Raw genomic sequence first — 2649 nt, forward strand, 5'->3', positions numbered from 1 at the left:
AATCGACATCCGCGTCCACTTGTCCCGATCGCGATAAGCTTCACTTACCTGTTCCTGACAATCAGCGTAGGATTGATAATCAGCTAAAAGCATATACTGGTCATCGTAGAGGAGAGAATCAACGATCGGCCTGAATAATTCTGGGTCACCATGGCTAAAATAACCACTCTTAATTCGATCGATCACTCCCTTCAATTCGCGATTATTTTTGTAATAGCTCATCGGTTCATAACCGTGGGCCTTTTTAGCATAAACTTCTTCTGCTGTCAAGCCAAAAAGGAAGAAATTTTCTGCCCCTGCTTCCTCGCGAATTTCGATATTAGCGCCGTCCAGAGTCCCAATGGTGAGGGAGCCATTCATGGCAAACTTCATGTTACCAGTTCCGGAAGCTTCCTTACCCGCCGTAGAAATCTGTTCGGACAGATCCGCCGCCGGATAGATGCGTTGACCCAAAGAAACGTTAAAGTTAGGCAGGAAAACCAATTTTAAACGACCTCTGACATCAGGATCCTTATTAACAATTTCAGCCACAGCATTAGTTAACTTAATAATTAACTTAGCCATAAAGTAACCGGGGGCTGCCTTACCACCAAAGATAAAAGTGCGCGGCACGATATCGATCTGAGGGTTCTGTTTAATGCGATTATAAAGGGCGATAATGTGCAGAACTGCCAGATGTTGGCGTTTGTATTCGTGAATCCGTTTTACCTGCACATCGAAAATCGAATTAACATCCACCTCAATATTGCGGGTTTTCAGCATATAAGCCGCTAAATCGGCCTTATTCGCCTGTTTAATTTCATACCAACGCTGACGAAATTCAGGATCATCAAGGTATTGTTCCAGTTTTCGCAATTCCTTCAGGTCTTTTAACCAATTATCGCCGATTTTTTCGGTAAATAGTGCCGATAATTGGGGGTTGCTCAATAAAATCCACCGGCGCGGGGTGACACCATTGGTTTTATTGTAGAATTTTTCTGGCCAGAGCATGGCAAACTCTTTCAGGGTGTCTTTTTGCAGTAACTCGGTGTGTAAAGCCGCAACTCCGTTAATCGAGTGACTACCCACACAGGCTAAATTAGCCATGCGAATTTGTTTATTACCCCAACCAGCTTCTTCAACTATCGACAATTTGCCCAATAATTCCTCGTTATCGGGAAACCAAGTCCGCACATCGTCGAGGAAAAAGTGATTGATCAGGTAGATAATTTCTAGATGTCGGGGCAGCAATTTCCCGAGCAGATCCGCCGACCAACGTTCTAGGGCTTCCGGCAATAGGGTATGATTGGTATAAGCGAAGGTTTTTTGGGTAATTGTCCAAGCTTTTGACCATTCTAAGCCGTTTTCATCCACTAACAAACGCATTAACTCAGCGATCGCAATGGCGGGGTGAGTATCGTTCAGTTGAATAGCGGCGGTTTCGTGGAAATTTTGCAGATTTTTGTGGCTTTTTAGGTGAATGCGAATTAAATCTTGCAGGGAAGCGGCCACAAAAAAGTATTGTTGGGCCAGACGTAATTCGCGACCGGCGGGGGTGTTATCGTTGGGATAAAGGACTTTAGAAATGGTTTCCGCGTCCATTTTTTCAGCCACGGATTGATCGTATAACCCGGCGTTAAAAGCCTCAAAATTAAACGATTCACTCGCTTCTGCTTTCCAGAGACGCAAAGCGTTCACCGTGTTGGTTTTGTAACCCGGGACGGGGGTATCGTGGGGAATGGCTAAAACCCGACGTTCCGGCAGCCATTGGACCCGTTCCTGTCCCTTATCATCGTGATAGATTTCCGTCCGGCCTCCCAGTTTTACTTCCACACTTTCATCGGGACGGGGTAATTCCCAAGGATTGCCGAAGCGTAGCCAGTTATCGGGGATTTCCACCTGCCAACCGTTTTGGATCATTTGATGGAAAATGCCAAATTCGTAGCGGATACCGTAACCGATGGCGGGAATTTCTAGGGAAGCGAGGGAATCGAGGAAACAAGCCGCTAAACGCCCTAAACCGCCGTTTCCGAGGCCGGGATCCGGTTCCTGTTCGATAATTTCCTCAAAATCAAGACCTAATTCCTCGATCATCTCTTTGATTAGGTCGTAAATACCCAAATTAGCGAGATTATTGCCTAAATACCGCCCCATGAGGAATTCGGCGGAGAAATAGCAGACGAGTTTAACTTTTTCTTGTTTGTAGGTGTCGGTGGATTTCAGAAAACGACGCAGGAGGCGATCGCGAACGGTGTAGGCAAGGGCGACATAGTAATTGTAGGGACTGGCATCGGTGCGGTTAACCCCTTGCAAATAAAATAGATTGTCCAGAAAAGCCCGTTTTAGGGTTTCGGGACTCATGCCCGTGCGATCATCTTCAATTAAAGTGGGGCCTTGAAGTGCTTCAGGCCCATCAGCTAGGGTATAGGTTGTCTCCATGGGTTTTTGTTGTCCATATATTCGGGAGTCGATCGCCGATCAGACCTGATGACGATATCCTTTATAGTTTACTTGTTACCTTTTGGAGAGACTCAGACATTTAGATTTCTATTGGTTTTGAGAGGAGCAGCGATCGCAATTGCCGACAAAAAAGGGTGAACCCTGTCCACCCTCCCACAATTATTCACAAAAAAAGCTTAATAGCGTTTTTTTCTGTCACCACCACCACCA

The 2649-nt window shown here is 45.8% G+C and carries 1 protein-coding gene; it reads right to left on the minus strand.

The window, feature by feature from the left end; all coding sequences use genetic code 11:
* The coding region (locus tag IM509_RS04765; RefSeq protein WP_287716495.1) for a glycogen/starch/alpha-glucan phosphorylase at positions 1-2418 on the minus strand (2418 nt) is incomplete at its 3' end.
* Positions 2419-2649: the final 231 nt, after the last annotated feature.

It is taken from the genome of Microcystis sp. M31BS1, from assembly GCF_020245285.1.
GTDB classification, from domain to species: domain Bacteria; phylum Cyanobacteriota; class Cyanobacteriia; order Cyanobacteriales; family Microcystaceae; genus Microcystis; species Microcystis panniformis.